The following is a 16,425-nucleotide window of genomic DNA, read 5'->3' on the forward strand; positions in this document are numbered from 1 at the left end:
CCCCGGGCCCCCGGGCCCCCGGGCCCCCGGGCCCCCGGGCCCCCGGGCCCCCGGGGCGAGCCGGCTGCGCCCGGGAAGGCACCCGGAGGCCACCGCCGGCCCGCCGGTGAGCCGGTCCGGGCGGAAGCGGGGGCCGCTCCGGGCCTCGGCTCCGGCCTCCGGCCTTCGCGCCCGGACCGGATCGGGCCGGACCGGACCGGAGGGTGAGCCGCTCCCGCCTCCCGGACGGGCCCGCCCCCCGGGCCCCTCCCGGGGCGTCGGTCGTGCCCGGCTGCCCTGCCCGGCGCGGGGCCGCCGGGCAGAGCATGGGTGGCCCCGGCTCCCAGCCGTCGGCGCCGGGCCCCGGCTCTCAGCCGTCGGCCCCCAGGTCCCAGGCCCTGGTGGCCCCCGACCCCCGGTCTCCGGGCCCCCGACCTGTGGTCACTTCCCGGAGGCTCACCGCCACCGCCACGACCGCCTCCGGCGGCGCGGTCACCGACTCCCCGCGCGGTACGAGTGCGCGTCGGCGCGGGGCCCGGCCCGCCCCCGGCCCGCCCCCCGCCTCCACAGCGTCCGGCCGAAACTTCGGAACGACCTCTTGACCGTGTGTCAGAACAGTCACTAGCGTGGCGACACCCCGTCAGAAAGCGCTTTCTCGGGGTGTTCCCCGCCCGGACGGGCACCCCCCGAACGCTCGTAGCCGACGCCGTGACCACTCCGGAGACCGGAGGAGCCGACCGTGAGCCAGAGCGCCCTCAAGACGACCCCCCTGACGGCCTCCGGAGTCGCCCGGCGGAAGGGGCCGGGAGCGGGGGAGCGGCTCATCCGGGCCGCCGAGAAGAGCTGGCGCCCCGCGGCCCTGCTGCTGGTCTGCCTCGTCCTGTGGTGGGTGACCGCCGCCGCCGGACTGGTCGAGCCCTATCTCGTACCCTCGCCGTCCGCCACCCTCGACGTACTGACCGGCAAGGCCGACTACATCGCGCGGCACGCCTGGGTGACGGCCTACGAGACCCTCCTCGGCTTCGCCATCGCCGCCGCCGTCGGCGTGGCCGCCGCGGTGATCATGGTCTACTCCTCGGCCGTCGAGAGAACCCTCTACCCGATCCTGCTCCTCGCCCAGGTCGTTCCCAAGATCGCCGTGGCACCGCTCTTCGTCGTCTGGCTCGGCTTCGGCATCGCCCCGAAGATCCTGATCGCCGTACTGATCGCCTTCTTCCCCGTGGTCATCTCGATGGTGACCGGGCTGAAGGCGCTCGACCCCGAGCTGCTCCAGCTCTCCGCGACCATGGGCGCGAGCCCCTGGCAGACCTTCGCCAAGATCCGCTTCCCGGCCGCCCTGCCGTATCTTTTCTCCGGGCTCAAGGTCGCCGTCACCCTCGCCGTCACCGGAGCCGTCGTCGGTGAGTTCGTCGGTGCCAACGAAGGGCTCGGCTACGTCATCCTCCAGGCCAACGGCAATCTCGACACCCCGATGCTCTTCGCGGGGCTGATCATGATGTCCCTGATCGGCGTGGTCCTCTTCGTCCTCGTCGAGATCGCCGAGCGGCTGCTCCTCCCGTGGCACGCCGGCCGCCGGGACGCGAGTGCCACCACCGCCCACTGAAGCGCCCCCGCCCCCGTACCCGTAACCCCCAGCCGCACCCACCGCGCGTGCGGCCGGCCCGCGCCGACGAGAAGGACCCGCCATGACCGCGCGCAGACGTTCTCCCGGTCTTCTCCTCCCGCTCCTCCTGGTCGCCGTCACCGCCACGGCCTGCGGCGGCGACGGCGCGGACCGGACCACGGCCACCGGGCCGGGCGGAGGGCTGGACAGGGTCACGCTGACCCTCAACTGGTATCCGTACGGCGAACACGCGCCGTTCTACTACGGCAAGCAGCGGAAGATCTTCGAGAAGCACGGTATCGATCTCACCATCCGGGCCGGTCAGGGCTCCCAGAAGACCGTCCAGGCCACCGGCGCCGGGCAGAGCGACTTCGGCTGGGCCGACACCCCCGCGCTGCTCTCCGGTGCGGACTCCGGGGTGCGGGCCAGGAGTCTCGGGGTCTTCCTCCAGACCACACCGTCGTCCGTGCAGTTCTTCGCCTCGAAGAACATCACCTCGCCCGCCGACCTCAAGGGCAGAACGATCGCGGGCACGGCGGGGGACGCGCTGGCCAGGACCTTCCCGGTCTTTCTGCGCAAGAACAACCTCAGCGAGTCCGATGTCACGGTCCAGAACACCGACCCGGCGGGCAAGATCGCGGCGGTGATCTCCGGCCGGGTCGACGGGCTCCTCGGCTACGCCAGCGACCAGGGCCCCACCATGCAGCACAAGGCCGGCAAGAAGGTCGGCCATCTGCGCTTCTCCGAGCACGGGCTGAACTTCTACTCCAATGGGCTGATCGCGGGAGAGCGCTATCTCAGCGGTCACCGGGAGGTGGCCCGGCGGATGGCGGCGGCGGTCAGCGAGTCGTTCGCCGAGGCCGGGAAGGCGCCCGGCCCGGCGGTCGCCGCGATGAAGGGGGCGAGCGAGCAGTTACCGCCCGAGGAGGTGCTCGCGGAGCAGTTCCGTACGACCCTGACCCTGCTGCACACCCCCTCCACTCGCGGAAAGGCCCCCGGCGTCAACACGGAGGCCGACTGGCAGCGGACCATCGACGTCCTCGCCGAGGCCGGGCTCGTCGGGGAACCCCGGCCGGTGGCGGAGTACTGGGACAGCGCCACCGCCCCGAAGGGATGACCACGGCGATGGGCGGCGGCCGGAGCGCGGGCCGGACGCCGGCGGCCGTGGGCCTCGGCGGGGTCACCGTCCGGTTCCGCACCCGGAGGCGGGAGGTCACCGCGGTCAGCGGGGTGAGCCTCGATGTGGCGGCGGGAGAGTTCGTCGCCATCGTCGGCCCCTCGGGCTGCGGCAAGTCCACGCTCCTCAAACTGGTCGCGGGCCTGCTCGCCCCGACCGAGGGGGAGGTGCGGCTGGGCGGTGAACGGGTGACCGGCCCGCGCCGCGACATCGGCTACGTCTTCCAGCGCGCCGCCCTCCTGGAGTGGCGCTCGGTCCGGCGGAACATCCTGCTCCAGGCCGAGATGCGGAGGATGCCCGCCGCCACGGCCCGGGGGCGCGCCGAGGAGCTGATCGCCATGACCGGCCTCGACGGCTTCGAGGACGCCTATCCGCACGAGCTGTCCGGCGGGATGCGGCAGCGGGTCGCCCTGTGCCGGGCGCTGCTGCACCGGCCCCCGGTCCTGCTGATGGACGAGCCCTTCGGGGCGCTCGACGCGCTCACCCGCGAGCAGCTGAACACCGAGCTGAACCGGATCTGGCGGGAGACCGGCACCACCGTGCTGCTGGTCACCCACTCCATCTCCGAGGCGTGCGCGCTGGCCGGCCGGGTGGTGGTGATGAGCCCCCGGCCCGGCACGGTCACCGAGATCACCGAGGTGGCGCTGCCCGCCGAGCGCGACTACACCGCGACGGTGGCCCGCCCGGAGTTCCGGGAGGCCACCGTCCGTGTCCGCCGGCTGCTCGGGGCGGCACCGACCGGTGGGTGAGCGAGGGGGAAGCGCTTTCCGGCCCGGGTCGCCACTCCCGGCGGGGGGCGCCGGCCGGTGCGGCGGCGTACCGTCGTCCCATGGTCACCGCGGACGATGTGCGCAGGGTCGCCCTCTCCCTCCCCGGGGCGCGGGAGAAGCCCGCCTGGGGGATGCCCACCTTCCGGCTGGAGAGCGGCGGTCGGATCTTCGCCTCTCTGGACGACGACGACTCCGTGATGGGGGTGAAGTGCCCGAAGGAGGACCGGGCCGAGCTGATCGCCACCGAGCCCGATAAATTCTTCCTCCGCGAGGGCCACGACGACTCCTACGCCTGGCTCCGGGTCCGCCTCGCGGCCCTCGAAGGCGAGGCCGAGCTGCGTGCCATCCTCCTCGACTCCTGGCGCCAGGCGGCCCCCCGCCGCCTCCTCGACGCCCACCCCGAGCTGTCCCACCCTCCGGGCACCCCCTGAACCACCCCGCCCGCCCCACCCGCATCCCCACCTCCCCGCCCCCGGACCCGCCCGCCGAGCGGTTCGTGACCACCGGTCGGAGTGCGGTATTGTTCTCATGCGCGTTCAGCCAGGGGAAACCCCAGGTCAAACGGGTAACGGGACGTGGCGCAGCTTGGTAGCGCACTTGACTGGGGGTCAAGGGGTCGCAGGTTCAAATCCTGTCGTCCCGACCAGCGTTTTCGCAGGTCGCAGGCGGTATCGGAGAAATCCGGTACCGCCTTTCCGTTGTTGTTGGGGACCATTTGGGGACCACGCGGTCGAGCGACGCCTTCCGGGGACGGGCTGGACGGCCAGGCTGAGGGGCGCGTGGACGGGGTTGAGGTAGGCGGTGAAGGCGGTCCCGGCACCAGTGATCTGAGACATGTCGGGGTGCAGGTACCGGTACGTGGTGGAGGAGGGCGTGTGGCCAAGCCGCCGCTGGACCACCAGCGGCGGGTTGCCCGCCATGTGCTTGATCAGGGAGGCCATCGGCACCTTCTCGTCCTTGACGTCGCCGAGGGCTTCACGAGTCAGGAGGATCAGCAGCCGCGGCGCAAAGGTGTCTCTCAGGTCGTGCCAGACCCAGCACATCCGCGGCAGTAGCGGCACCGGCCCGGTCGCCGAGCGCATCCGGTCCCACGCCCGCCGGCGGATGCGGTCCCACCCGGACGGGGTGAGCGTCCGGCCGCCCCGGCCGACGAACACGGTGAGCGGCTCCAGCCCATCGCTGGTCTCCCGCACTGCGATCCGGCGGAGCCCCGGCTTCATGTCCCGCGCAGCCAGGGTGCCCCGCCTCCCTTCCAGCAGGCCGCGCACCCGCGTCCCGTCCGTCTCGGTCCGGTCGATGAGGAACAGCTCCTGCGCCTGTCGGCGCAGGGTGCGCCGGGCGGCGGCCACGACCTGCGCCCGCTCCAGCAGCAGGTACACGGTCAGCAGGCCAATGGCGTCCCGGGGCACGTACGCCGTACGCTCCCGGCCGTACTTCGCGCACGCCGCGAGGACGACCTTCGCGCCGCCTGCCGGCCGCGCGTCAAGCAGGCCGAGCTCGGGCAGCGGCAGGGTGGACCACTCCTGGCCGCGTACTCCCGTCATCAGCGCCAACTCGGCGGCCGCGCGGTTGCGGTGCGGGCGCCGGCCCCGGAACGAGAGGTCGGCCTCACCGCCGGGCTCCAGGCCGCCGAGCCCGACATCCCGGAAGAACAGGTACTGCTCCAGCCTCAGGTGACGCGCCCGGCCGTCCTGGCTCACGCCGCTGCCCAGCGACGTCCCGCGGCCGGCCGCCCGCCATGGCCGGCCCGGCACCTTCCCGGCGCTGGAGAGGCAGTCGTACAGCTGGCCGATCGCCGCCGCGTCCCGGTCCGAGGCGGCCTGGCCCACCGTCTCGTCGGCCTGTTCGCGGCGCCACAGCCGGAAGTCCAGCAGGTCTGACCCGGTGGCTGCAGGCAGACCAAGGCCCCGGGCGGCCAGGAGGTTCACCAGTATCAGAGACGTGTAGGCGTAAGCGCGCACCGTCTTGCCGTCCAGACCGCGCCGGCCGAGCCGGCGGTACCAGCTCGACAGCGGCTCCACCGGCCGTATCGCGTCGTCCAGGAGGACCGGTGTTCCGGCTGCTGGCGGGTGGTTCGCGGGTCGGATAGTTGATCATGGAGATGGTGATGTCGCGGAGGTCTCGTTAATTGAAGATGATTTCGGGGTGTCCGCTGTCGGCCCAGGCGCCGAGGAAGCCCATGTCGGCCGCCGAGAGATCCAGTTCATGCAGGAACTGGCATGTTGTGCCGGGTCGCAGCCGGCAGGCCTCGGCTTGTGGGTGGTTCAAGAGGCGGTTGACCGGGGCGGCATCGATGCCGGACGGGCGGGTGGGACATGACCGCTCTGGCGCTGAGGCGAATGTCCCATACTCTGTTCAGCGCCTGTGCGGCGGTCTCGAAGGCCTGGGACAGTGCGCCGTAGTTGTTGCCGCTGATCAGACGCCGGTACCCGTCAGGACCGTAGGCGACGGTCAGGACCCGTTCGGCTTGGGCCGGGGTGACGCTTCCCGGCCGTCCGCCGAGGCGGCACACGCCCCTGCTCCTGCGCCGGAGCGGACCGCACGCGCCGGAGCAGCCGCCTTCACGTGCGGGCTGTTGGGGTGGTTTGCCGCGCGGGCGGCCGCAGGACGCGGGCGACAGCTGGCCGGTCCCACGTTCACGGGTTCTGATGCGGACATGAGGAACCAGCATGCCCGGCCGCGTACCCGCGCCCTCGCCCTGGCCGCGCTGTTCGCCGCGGTCTGCCCCCTGAGCGGCCCGGCCTCGGCCGCGCCGTCCCCTCCCGTACCCGCGCCGCTGACCGAGGCGGCCGAAGCCGTCCCCGGCCAGTACATCGTCCACCTGAGAACCGGCACCACACCGGAATCAGTGCTCTCCCCGCTCGGTGTCACACCCCGCCATGTGTACGAGCACGCCCTGAACGGCTTCTCCGCCGCCCTCACCCCCGCCCAGCTGGAAACGGTACGGCTCCTGCCGGGAGTGCGCGCCGTGGAGGAGAACGCCGTCAGCCGCACACCCGCCACGGTGTCCGACAGAGCGGGCGCCCGGACTCCGGCTCCCGCGCCGGAAGGCCGCTCCGCGCGTCCGGTGCCGGAGGATCTGTGGGGACTGGACCGGATCGACCAGCAGTACCTGGACCTGGACGGCGAGTTCAACGCCACGAGAACCGGGCAGGACGTCACGGTCTATGTGGTGGACTCCGGCATCGACGCGAAGCACCCGGAGTTCGGCGGCCGCGTCTCCAAAGGCGTGGACTACGTCAACGACGGCAACGAGTGGTGCGGGCACCACGGCACTCACGTCGCGGGGACCATCGGCGGCGAGAGCGTCGGCGTCGCGCCGGGTGCGCGGCTGGTCAGTCTGCGGGTCAGCAACTGTTCGGGGTCGGGAGCCTCGGACGATTATGTCGCGGCGTTCGAATGGGCGATCGAAGACGCCGGGAAACACGGGGGGCCGGCTGTTCTCAACGGCTCCTTCGGCGGCTTCGGCCGGTTCCTGGCCATGGACTCGGCGGCCGAGAGCCTGTGGGACGCCGGCGTGCTGCCCGTGGTCTCCGCGGGCAACGACCGCGCCGACGCCTGCGACCAGAACCCGGCGAACTCGCCGTACGCGTTCACCGTGGCCGGCGCCGACTCCAGGGACCACCAGTACGACCGGCCCGGCCACGGAGGCACCAACCACGGCAAGTGCGTCCAGCTCTACGCACCCGGCGAGTACATCTACTCGGCCCTGCCCAACGACAGTTACGGCACCCTGTCCGGCACCTCGATGGCGGCCCCGCACGTGACCGGCACGGCAGCCCTGTACAAGGAGCTCAACCCGAAGGCGACAGCCGCGGACGTATGGCGCTGGCTGCTCGACAACGCGACACCGGGACAGGTGGACAACCCCGGACCCAACACACCCAACCTCCTGCTCTACACCGACGGAATCTGACACCCGCCGCCCCCGCGGGGCACGCATCGGGGCGGCGGTTCCTCCCGGCCCCTCACCAGTGGCCTCGACGTTCGTGCCATGCCGTCGGGAAGCACCTCAGAAAACCATTCCATACCCCCTTGCTCCATGACGTTCTGTCACAGGCATGGCAGTGGGATCGTGCTTGTGGTGTCCGTCGGCAAGCTCGGAGGGAAAGGTGCCGACGGCAATGACACTGGCATCCAGCGCGACGGTACGGTGCCGCCTGGCGCGAAGCCCACCCCCGCCCATGGGGATCCGCCTCCGTCCCTGGACCGACCGACCGACTGACCGGCCCGCCCCGTTCCGGCCCGGGGGAATCATGCCGATGTCCTCGCCCCGTCTCGCGGAACCGGGGTCCCGACGAAGCCGGGCGGGGCGCGGGGTCAAGGTCAGTTCACCGCCGCATTGCCCGCGGCGACGGTGCACTGGTCGGTTCCCGTTCCGCCGTCAACGCGAGGGGAGTTGAAGATCAGCACCCTGAGTGTGTCGTCGCCGTCGAGGAGGCCACCGAGCGTGCCTCCCCCGCGGACCTCACCGGACCTCACCGCGCGTCTCCGCCCCCCCCCCGTTGCCGTTGAGTCCGCTGCTGACGCGGATCGTGTCGCTGCCGGCGCCGCCCTGGACACTGCCGCCTGCGTCGACACCCGTCCCACCAGGACGGGAATCACCCCCCGGTGACAGTCAGCGACAGCTCACTCGCTCCTCGCGGACTGAGGTGCCGGCGTCGGTGTGACAGGTGTCCACCCGGGGCGGAGATCGCTGAGCTGGGCCAGTGTGAGTGGCACGGGAAACCGGCGTTGCTTCACTCTTTCGGGTGGGGTAACTGCGTGCGGGCAGGGCATCACCAGGGGCAGATGTCCGGTGCGGTCACAGATCCCGGGGCAGGGAGACGTCCCTCCTTCGCCGGGAGGCGCGCATGCCCGGGCGCCGTGACGGCCGCCCCAGGGGCGGCTGCTGGAGCCGAAGGAGTCTCCACATGTCCCGTGTCCCTGTCCGTCTGTCCGCGGTTGGTGCTGTGCTGGGGCTGGTGACCGCCTCTGTGGTGGCCCTCGCCCCGGCCGCGTACGCGGCGTCCACCTGTACCGTCAACGGTGCTTCCGTCACCTCCACCCTGATCCCCGGCGGCCTCGGCAACGACACCATCGTCTGCCCCTCCGGCGTGGCCGCCGACACCACCGTCAACGGCGGCGGCGGGAACGACCGGATCACCGTCACCGGCGGCACCGCCGCAGGATCCCTCTACGGAGGCGCCGGCGCCGACACCATCACCGTGACCACGGCTCCGTTCAGCTATGGAGCGGCCGGAGTCACCGGAACCGTCCGCGGCGGGGCTCCCCTTCTCGGCGCTCTTCTCGACGGCAACGACACCATCACCATCACCGGCGGGAACAGCACCTCCAGCGCCACGAACGGCGGCCCCGGCCTGACGGGCACCGTCATCGGCGACAGCGGCGACGACACGATCAACATCAACGGTGGTGACAACACCGTGGAATTCAGCGCTGGGGAGGGCGGTGCCGGTGTCAGCGACGGCAGCGTCGAGGGCGGCGCCGGCAGCGACAGGATCACCATCAGCAGCGGTCGGGGACCCTCCCCGAACCTGGGCACCCTGATCAGCAGTCAGGTCAGAGGCGGTGGCACTCTCGGCGGCCTCCTCGACGGCGACGACGCCATCACCATCAACAGGAGCAGCATCTCCGCTGACAGCACAGTGGACGGGGACGGCGGCGACGACACCGTCGACACCACGGGCACCAGCGGAAACCGAGGCACCCTTCGAGGCGGTGCTGGAGCCGACCGCCTCTCCCTGTCCGGCAACCAGGGGACAGCCGAGGGCGGCATCGGCAACGACAGCCTCTCCCTGCCCGGCGGAAACTCCGGCACGGTCGACGGCGGCGCGGGTAACGACACCATCACGGTGGGAAAGTTCAACGGACCACTCTTTGATGATCCCCCTGAGTCCGCGGCTCTCGTCGGCGGTGCCGGCGACGACGACATCACCGTGAACCAGAACTACGGAGTGGTTGCAGGCGGCGACGGCGACGACGCCATCAGGGTGGCACGTACCAATGGGCCCGATGGCTCCATCGACGGCAATGCGGGCAACGATCAGATCGCCATGCCGGACGCCGACAACGAAGGCACCATCCGGGGAGGTGACGGTGAGGACACTGTCACCATGGGACGGTCCAATGAAGGAACCGTCGACGGCGGCGCGGACAACGACACCCTCACTGTGACAGCGAACGTGAGCACAGGCGAAGTACTCGGCGGGGACGGGGACGACAGCATCACCGTGCCAAGAAACAGGGGGACTGTCGATGGAGGCCCCGGAACCAACCAGTGCAACGTGCAGGGCAACCCCCCGCTGAACTGTCAGAACGCCACTTCCGCCACCCGTGCGGCAGAGACCGGCACTGTGACGCACCGGCCGGTTACCGGAAGGGCGCCCGGCATCGACAGTTCTGCTCTCGCAAGCCCGGGCGCGACCTGGTCACGACCCTCGCCACAGGGTGGGACAGCTCTCCGACACGGACCGTAAGCGCGGGAAAGGTGCTGAAAGGGAGCTCGGTAGCCCCGTGACTACCATGCCCATCCTCCCTGGACGCCAGAGTGCAGGAGGAGGTCTGCCCCAACGGAACAGCGGTCCTGCCCCGATGAGAGCCGCGGGTACCCGAAGGGCGGTGACGGCATCGGTCATGACCTTTGCTCCGGGCGGTGGGAGCCGTCCGCAGCAGACCCGCCCCAGCGCCCCGCAGCGGGTCCCGACCCCGGGGAATCAGGGGGCACGTATGGGGCGTCGGCGGGTCGCTGGCCGGCCGGTCTCATCGCGGTCCGCCAGCCCGGCCGGTGGCATCGCCGGTGGAGGAGAGACCGCCGGTGAAGGCACCCGCAACGCCGCTGGGGGCGGAGAGAGCGGCGGCGCCGGCAGCGACGGCGGCTCGGGCGGCGCGAGGGCCCTGCCACCGACCGGCCCGTTCACACCCCCGCCAGGAACAGGAATCGGCGGCGCGGGCGGCCGTGGCGGCCGTGGCGGCCCTGGCGGCCACGGCGGCAATGGCGCGCGGGGCGGCGACGGAGACAACCCCGGCGCCCGCGAGGCCAGCGGCACCAGCGGCACCAGCGGCACCGCCGGCACCAAGGGAGGCCGGGGCTATGCCCTGATCACCTGGTAGTTCCCGTCCCCGACGGCCCCGGGCCGGGGCCGTTGCTCAGTCCCGCGCATCGTGATGCGGCAGGCTCAATCTCCACGGCCTTCGCTGGGCAGGTGCCTTCTTGGCCAGAGCACAGGATCAGACGGAGGCCGTGTTCCGTGCCCGCCTGCGGCGGCGAGCCCGTCGATGACCTCGACCACCGTCGGCACACCTGCGGTGCGAACGATGATGCCATCTCCCAGCACCACCAGCAGTCGCCTCCCGTTCGACTGCCCGGCGCTGGTGATCCATGACTCGGAGCACCTCATCGAGAGCACCCACCGTTCCGGACCAGTGATCGCCGTCGTCACCGATGACCCACATGTGCCCCCTGCCGAGGTCCTCGCCGGCGCCGGGTACGAAGCGGATCTCGTCTCCGTCACATCTGGTCCGGGACGGGCCGTCCCGCATGCTCACTCCGCAGTGCTCTGCCGCACGCCGTCTTCATCAGCCAGGCCAGACGGCTGGCCAGTAGGACAAGCTCAGCTTGCTCGTTAACCTCTGGTCTCGAAACCTCTGGCCGCAGCGCACCCTGCGCACCCTGCCCTGAGGGGTGCGAGTCGGTCTGTGTGGTCCCAAGCTGACCTGGCTGAGAGGACTTTGGTTCTAGGCCAAACATTGGCCTAGATGGCCTCTAGGTTGCTGGCAGCAGACGCCTTCGAAGGGACCGAGATGCCTGAGCCGACCACCATCAACGCCGCCCCGCAGGGTTACACGACCATCGCGCCCTGGGTGGTCACCGATGACACAGGAGGGTTCCTCGACTTCGTCACCCAGGTGTTCGGCGGGGAGGAACTGTCACGGGTGGTGACCGAGGACGGCTTGATCGGGCACGCCGAGATCCGGGTCGGCGACACCGTGGTGATGGCCTTCGACCGACACGCCGACTGGCCTGCCATGCCGAGTCTGCTGAACGTGTTCGTGGCCGACGTGGACAAGACGCTCGCGCAGGCCCTCGAAGCCGGAGGCCGGCTCGTCACTTCCCCGGCCGATGACGCGTTCGGGCAGCGAGGCGGACGCATCAAGGACCCCTTCGGCAACATCTGGTGGGTCACCAGCCACGTGGAAGACCTCTCGGAAAGTGAGATGTGGGAGCGGTTGCGGAATCCCGTGTACGCCGAGGCCATGCGCGATGCCCAGCAGACGCTGGACGCCGAGCTCAGCGGCCGGCGCCGTGGACGCAGCAGCACCCCGGTGAAAGACGCTCGCTGACTTCCGCACTCTCCCACCCGGCTCCGCTTGTTCTTGAGGGCCTGAGGTCGAATTCAGCCTCGAACTGATCAGCTCACCTGGGTGTTCGCCGGACGTGGGGGCGGCCTTCGTCTGATCATGTGCTCCGACCAAGGTGCACCGATCAAGACGAAGGCCGTGAAGTGAGTCTGCTGTCTGATAGCGGTTCCGGGGAAGTGTTCGCGAAGGCGTCACGCTTCCGGGACGATCTGTTCGACTGCCTGGCCGCGCGGGGACGAGCTGTTCGAGCTCACCGACGCGTTGCCGTGTGCGGACGGCGCGGTGAGGACGCCGGTGGATCTGACGCTGGTGGCCGAGCACCGGCGCGGGCACGGCGCCCTCTACGACGCGCTGAACAACGGGACCATCGACGTGCCGAGGTTGCGGCAGGTCCTGGCCGGCCTGCCCATGCCCCAGGCCGCCGACGGGCGCCTGGTCCTCGCCGCCGACATCAGCCACTGGCTCCGCCCCGACGCCCCCACCAGCGCGGACCGCCTCTTCTGCGCCACGTCTACGGACGCAGCGGCCGGTCCTCGGATCAGCTCGTACCCGGCTGGCCCTGCTCCTTCGTCGCCGCTCTCGAATCGGGCCGGACGTCCTGGTGCCAGCTCCTGGACGCTGTCCGCCTGGGACCTGCCGACGATGTCGCTGAGGTCACCGCCGCCCAGGTCCGCCGGGTGGTCACCGACCTGATCGAGATGGGCCGCTGGCACAGGGGCGACCGGAACATTCCCATCGTCTTCGACGCGGGATACGACGCGCCCGCGCATGGCCCACCTCCTGCACGGTCTGCCGGTCGAGGTCCTCGGTCGGATGCGCGCGGACCGGGTCATGCGCCGCCCGGCGCCCTCCCGCGAGGAGTTCTCCCGGGCCCACCCCCGTGGCGGCCACCCGCCCGAGCACGGCAAGGAGTTCCGCTTCGCCCAGCCCAGGACCTGGGGCGAACCCGACACGGCCACGGTGCAGGTCACCGACCGGTACGGAACCGCCCAGGCAACCGCCTGGGACCGCATCCACCCGAGGCTGACCACCCGCTCGGCGTGGATCGACCACACCGGCCCCCTGCCGGTCATCGAGGGCACCCTCATCCGCCTCCAGGTCGACCGCCTGCCCGGCGGCGGAGACCCGCTGCCGGTCTGGCTGTGGTCATCCGCCACCGTCCTGAGCAGCGAGGACGTCGATGTCCGATGGCAGGCGTTCCTGCGAGGGTTCGACCTGGAGCACACCTTCCGGCTGATGAAACAGACCCTCGGCTGGACCCGCCCCAAGCTCCGCAGCCCCGAGGCCGGCGACCGCCGGACGCGGATCGTCATCGCCGCCCGCGCCCAGCTCCGCCTCCTCCGCCCAGCCGCCGCCGACCTGCGACGGCCGGGGGAGAAGCCCGCCGGGCCCGGCCGGCTCACTCCGGCTCGCGTCCGCCGGGGGTTCAGGAACCTCCGCCCGTATCTCGCCTGTCCCGCCCGTGCACCGAAACCCTCGCGATCGGGCCCCGGACAACCCGTCGGATCGAAGAACGGACAGCCCGCCACCCGCTACGACGTGGGCAAGACCGCAAAGCGACACCGGAAAGCATCACCGAACGAAACCAACTCGGACCATGAAGAACAAGAGTCGACATCGCAGCCATCTACGACCTGGCCTGGGGCATCAGTCCAGTGTCTGGATCAACTCGCTGCGAGTCGAGGTGTGTACGACCCGGCCGCGTGCTCCGTTGACGATGGGCAGGTACGGCGGGACATGACCGCATTCAACATCAGCGATGATCGGAACGTTCAAGGGGCCGAGTGCGTCGAGCACGGCTTGGTGCTGGGTGAGCGAGTCGGCGCCGGGTGCCGACGTCCGGGCGACGAGGACCGCGTTCGCCGTGTCGAAGAAGCCGGCCAGCCTCATCCCGTGCAAGTTCCTGCAGATGGCGAAGGCGTCGTCGCCTCCTGCCTCGACATACACGAGGAGACCTTCCGGAGACTCGGCCTGCGCGAAGGCTGAAGCATCGAGGTAGGCCGTTCCCGTGAGGTTGCACAGCATCTCGATACAGCCCCCGATCAGACGCCCCTCGGCTTCGACATCCCCCTCGCCGTCCAGCCGGGTCCACCTGCCGGGCGTATCGAGCGTGTACTCGCGCACCTCCGGGTGGGCACGGTAATCGTCCCAGCCGGTGGCTCGGTAGCGGTTCGGCGAGGCCTGCGTGAACCGATGCCCCCGCGGGGCAGCGGCAATATCGAGCCATGACAACAGTCCCTCCGGCGCCCGGTAAGGCGTGTCCATGAGGTTGTTGCCGTGCACGGTCGCCGTCCCGGCGAGAAGGGTCAGTGGCGTGATGATGGTCGACATGTCAGAGAACCCGACAAGCCAAGTCGGCTCGGCATCACGCAGCCGGTCCCAGTCCAGCAGCGGCAGCAGGTCGATCGCCGTCTCCCCACCCCACGGCGGCACCACGGCTCTGATGCCGGGATCCGTCAGCATCGACATCAGCTCTCTCGCGCGATCGGCCGCGGGGGCGCTGACATGGCCGGCACCGTCCATGCAGCGGCCAACAACCACCTCGTATCCCCGGGCCTCTACATCGTGAATCGCCACGTCGAGGCGCTTGCGAAGCTCGTTCGGGACCCCGCTCGAGGGAGAGGTGATGCCGATGCGGTCACCAGGACGCAGGGGGCGCGGATATCGAACTGACATGCGTGGAAGTCTGACACGACACCTTGGTTGGAGTACATGATCAGACGAGGGCCGCCCCCACGTCCGGCGAGCACCCAGGCGAGTTGGCCAGTTCGAGTTCACGAACGCGGTGGCCTCGCGGGCGGTCGTCATCTGACACACGCGGGAGTTGCCCCGGGGCCAGGACACGCCGTTGGCCACGGTCTCGCCGCCAAGCCGGGCCGGGACCGGCCGGAGCGGAGGAGATGTAAATTCTCCCTGCGCTCCGCGAGTTGGGGGGGAGTTGTGGTGATCCTCCCGGGCCGGGACGTCCGTGCCCCGGGGAGGCCGGGCAGGCCGGAGGCCAATGACCTCGACACATCGGGGCGGGGTCGGTTGACGGGGGCGAGAGCGGCTCCGGTTCCTGCTCGATGTCCGGCGCGAGGCCGGGGGATTCACATGATGACCTCTTTTCATGACGAGTCACCGGTTCGGGTGGATTCGGCTGATTGGTGTTGGAGAGATATGGCGGCGGGGGCAGATCCGGTGGTAGTACGCCGTGCGGAGTGCCCGTGTTCCAGGTTCTTCTCCAGGTCGGTCCGGGGGTGCGTGCGGTCGGCGAGGCCTGCCCGGAGCGGGTGTGTTCCCTTGTGCCGGCCGTGGCGCTCCGGCGCGGCATCCTCAGAGGGAGGGATCGATCCTGTGATGTTGACATCGTCATCTTCCGCCCGTCGTCGGGTCCGGTGGTCCGCGGTGGGTGCCGCGTCCGTGGTGGTGGCCACTGCGTCGGCGCTGCTGGGCGGGCCCGCAGGGGCGGCGCCCGCGCCCGTGGCGCTGTTGGCCGGCCAGCAGGGGTTCACCTCGTCGGGCACGTTCACGGTGCCTTCGGGTGTTACCCGGATTCAGGTGTTCGCGTGGGGCGCCGGTGGCCCCGGTGGCTCGGGGGCGGGTGGTGCCGGCGGAGGCGGAGGCGGCGGAGAGAGTCCCGTGCTTGTCCCCTCGCCGGTGGGTGGAGGCGGAGGCGGTGGCGGCGCCGGTGGCTATGTGACCTGCACGTTCGCAGTGGCCCCCGGATCGAGGGTGAATGTCTTCATCATGCCTGGCGCGGGTGCGGGCGCTCCCGGCAACGGAGGCGGCGCAGGAGGCGGCGGGGCCGGCGGGAGTCTGCTCCTGAGCGGGCAACCCGGCCTGGCGGGTGCGGGCGGCGGCGACGCGGACGCGTCCACTACCGGCAGTACCGGTTTGACTGCGGTCCGCCTGGTGGGTGGGACCAGCGGTCTGACCGCATACAGCGGCGGATCAGGTACCAGTGCCGTGGCGCGAGGCGGTGCTGGCGGAGGCGGCGGAGGCGGCGGGGAGAACGGCAAGCTGGGGCAGACCGGCGGTTCGGCCGGAGGGGGCGGCCAGGCGCGGGTGGGCGGAGCGGGCGGTGGAACGGCTCCCCTTGGGCGCCAAGGCGGGTGCCGGGGCGGGAGCGGCGTGACCGCCTCCCGGGGCGGAGCCCCCGCCAACGGGAACTCCGGTGCGGCAGGCAACGCGGGCAGCCCCGGTGGGCAGGGGTCCGTCGGCCGGGGCGGTACCGGGGGCGACGGCCGCACCGGCGGCGCGGGGGGCGCGGGCGGTGCGGGCGGCGCGGCAGCAGCCGGGGCGGTCACCCCGCCCCCCGGTGTCGCGACCGGCGGCACAGGCGGTCGGGGCGGCAACGGGGGCAACGGCGGCCGGGGTGGCAACGGCGACACCCCGCGCGGCTCCGACCAGACCCCCGGGGCCTCCGGCACTGCCGGGGCCTCCGGCGTCATCGGCGCTCAGGGAAGCCCGGGTTACGCCCTGATCACCTGGTAGCGAAGGGGTGGGCGGGGCGCCCGGGGCCGGGCCCCCCGCAGTGAACCCAGGTGCCTAGA

Annotated in this window: 10 protein-coding genes, 1 tRNA gene and 1 pseudogene; 10 read left to right on the forward strand and 2 right to left on the reverse strand. The window is 71.3% G+C overall.

The genetic code is table 11. From position 1 onward, the window contains the following. The first annotated feature begins 718 nt into the window (after positions 1–718). The 5 genes from ABT122_RS30875 (at position 719) to ABT122_RS30895 (ending at position 4,175) form a co-directional block, all read left to right on the forward strand. Entirely contained in the window at positions 719–1,582 is an 864-nt protein-coding gene (locus ABT122_RS30875) for an ABC transporter permease (RefSeq protein ID WP_351559000.1), read from the forward strand. Positions 1,583–1,664: 82 nt separating this feature from the next. Next, positions 1,665–2,699, forward strand: a complete 1,035-nt coding sequence (locus ABT122_RS30880; RefSeq protein ID WP_351559002.1) for an ABC transporter substrate-binding protein — start codon at positions 1,665–1,667, stop codon at positions 2,697–2,699. Next, positions 2,696–3,508, forward strand: a complete 813-nt coding sequence (locus ABT122_RS30885; protein WP_351559004.1) for an ABC transporter ATP-binding protein — start codon at positions 2,696–2,698, stop codon at positions 3,506–3,508. Before ABT122_RS30880 ends, ABT122_RS30885 begins: the two co-directional genes overlap by 4 nt. Positions 3,509–3,588: 80 nt before the next feature. After that, positions 3,589–3,960, forward strand: coding sequence for an MmcQ/YjbR family DNA-binding protein (locus ABT122_RS30890; RefSeq protein ID WP_351559006.1), 372 nt, complete (start codon positions 3,589–3,591; stop codon positions 3,958–3,960). 138 nt (positions 3,961–4,098) lie between these two features. Further along, positions 4,099–4,175 (forward strand) — tRNA-Pro (locus ABT122_RS30895). Here the strand turns inward: ABT122_RS30895 and ABT122_RS30900 are convergent. Next, positions 4,138–5,550: a site-specific integrase gene (locus ABT122_RS30900; protein ID WP_351559008.1), complete on the reverse strand. Its 1,413-nt coding sequence runs from the start codon at positions 5,548–5,550 to the stop codon at positions 4,138–4,140. The genes ABT122_RS30895 and ABT122_RS30900 overlap by 38 nt on opposite strands. 635 nt (positions 5,551–6,185) lie before the next feature. On the opposite strand from ABT122_RS30900, the gene ABT122_RS30905 reads away from it, so the two are divergent. From ABT122_RS30905 to ABT122_RS30920, 4 genes and pseudogenes are all read left to right on the forward strand, one after another. Further along, positions 6,186–7,445: a S8 family peptidase gene (locus ABT122_RS30905; protein ID WP_351559010.1), complete on the forward strand. Its 1,260-nt coding sequence runs from the start codon at positions 6,186–6,188 to the stop codon at positions 7,443–7,445. Between the two features lie 997 nt (positions 7,446–8,442). Then, positions 8,443–10,008: a calcium-binding protein gene (locus ABT122_RS30910; protein ID WP_351559012.1), complete on the forward strand. Its 1,566-nt coding sequence runs from the start codon at positions 8,443–8,445 to the stop codon at positions 10,006–10,008. A gap of 1,324 nt (positions 10,009–11,332) precedes the next feature. Next, positions 11,333–11,872 carry a VOC family protein gene (locus ABT122_RS30915; protein WP_351559014.1) on the forward strand — a complete coding sequence of 180 codons (540 nt, stop codon included), beginning with the start codon at positions 11,333–11,335 and terminating at the stop codon, positions 11,870–11,872. Positions 11,873–12,033: 161 nt separating this feature from the next. After that, a pseudogene (locus ABT122_RS30920) lies at positions 12,034–13,491 on the forward strand (NF041680 family putative transposase). Between the two features lie 46 nt (positions 13,492–13,537). On the opposite strand, the gene ABT122_RS30925 reads toward ABT122_RS30920, so the two are convergent. After that, positions 13,538–14,566, reverse strand: a complete 1,029-nt coding sequence (locus ABT122_RS30925) for a S66 family peptidase (protein WP_351559016.1) — start codon at positions 14,564–14,566, stop codon at positions 13,538–13,540. Positions 14,567–16,003: 1,437 nt separating this feature from the next. On the opposite strand from ABT122_RS30925, the gene ABT122_RS30930 reads away from it, so the two are divergent. Next, on the forward strand, positions 16,004–16,366 hold the full coding sequence (locus ABT122_RS30930) for a hypothetical protein (RefSeq protein WP_351559018.1): 363 nt from the start codon (positions 16,004–16,006) through the stop codon (positions 16,364–16,366). Positions 16,367–16,425: the final 59 nt, after the last annotated feature.

The sequence above is a fragment of the Streptomyces sp. NPDC001985 genome, from assembly GCF_040296845.1.
Taxonomy (GTDB): Bacteria; Actinomycetota; Actinomycetes; order Streptomycetales; family Streptomycetaceae; genus Streptomyces.

Excerpts from the sequence above, each read along its gene's own strand:
- ABT122_RS30925 (WP_351559016.1), bottom strand. The coding sequence starts at position 14,566 with ATGTCAGTTCGATATCCGCGCCCCCTGCGTCCTGGTGACCGCATCGGC.
- ABT122_RS30905 (WP_351559010.1), top strand. The coding sequence starts at position 6,186 with ATGAGGAACCAGCATGCCCGGCCGCGTACCCGCGCCCTCGCCCTGGCC.
- ABT122_RS30910 (WP_351559012.1), top strand. The coding sequence starts at position 8,443 with ATGTCCCGTGTCCCTGTCCGTCTGTCCGCGGTTGGTGCTGTGCTGGGG.
- ABT122_RS30890 (WP_351559006.1), top strand. The coding sequence starts at position 3,589 with ATGGTCACCGCGGACGATGTGCGCAGGGTCGCCCTCTCCCTCCCCGGG.
- ABT122_RS30885 (WP_351559004.1), top strand. The coding sequence starts at position 2,696 with ATGACCACGGCGATGGGCGGCGGCCGGAGCGCGGGCCGGACGCCGGCG.
- ABT122_RS30880 (WP_351559002.1), top strand. The coding sequence starts at position 1,665 with ATGACCGCGCGCAGACGTTCTCCCGGTCTTCTCCTCCCGCTCCTCCTG.
- ABT122_RS30915 (WP_351559014.1), top strand. The coding sequence starts at position 11,333 with ATGCCTGAGCCGACCACCATCAACGCCGCCCCGCAGGGTTACACGACC.